General features: G+C 66.5%; 1 pseudogene. It reads right to left on the reverse strand.

From position 1 onward, the window contains the following. Nucleotides 1–443 (reverse strand): annotated as a pseudogene (locus RZ1_RS29510) (hypothetical protein); the annotation flags it as partial. Nucleotides 444–653: the final 210 nt, after the last annotated feature.

A 653-nucleotide genomic window follows, 5' to 3' on the forward strand; every position in this document is an offset into this window, starting at 1 on the left:
CAGTGAGTCCAGGCGTCGGGGCCGGTGATCTCGTACACCCGCGCAGAGGCGTCGCCATGCACCGGCCACACCCGAGCGTGCAGACCGTCGGAGCTGTCGTCTTCGGCGAGCAGCAACTCCACCGCACCCAGATTCTCCCGTGCGCGGCTGGTGACCCGTACTTTGCTCGGAACCGGGGTCGACCACCACTCGCCGCTGATCTGTCGCTCGGGCTCGGCGTCGAGAAAGCGGTGGAACCGATCCTCGTCGTCGAGGACATGCCGTCGCCAGGCGGGTAGATCGGCGTCCTCGTCCTGGTTCGCCCAGAACCGATCGGACCATTTTTCGGTGGAGTTGTAGCGGTTGGCTGCGTTCGGATCCTGAACGCCCCGCCTCGGTCGGGGGCAGAGGTGGGGCGCCGGGACAGGCTGTGGTGAACCGTCGGGGGACGTGCACCACAGCATCGAAGGAACTGGGCGCAGCGGCAACGTATACATCGCGCCGGCAGACCCCCATGACGGGCAGAACCAGCCAGGTGCGTCCTACTCCTCGTCGGTAGGGACGGGCATGGTGTCGGTTTCGAGTTCGTTCCACGTGACGTCGACCGCGGTGGCGAGTTCGCTGTCGGTGGGAACCAGTTCGCGGATCGGGTCGCGCACACAGGTACGCTTAGC

This window comes from Rhodococcus zopfii NBRC 100606 = JCM 9919, from assembly GCF_001895025.1.
Classification (GTDB): Bacteria; Actinomycetota; Actinomycetes; order Mycobacteriales; family Mycobacteriaceae; genus Rhodococcus; species Rhodococcus zopfii.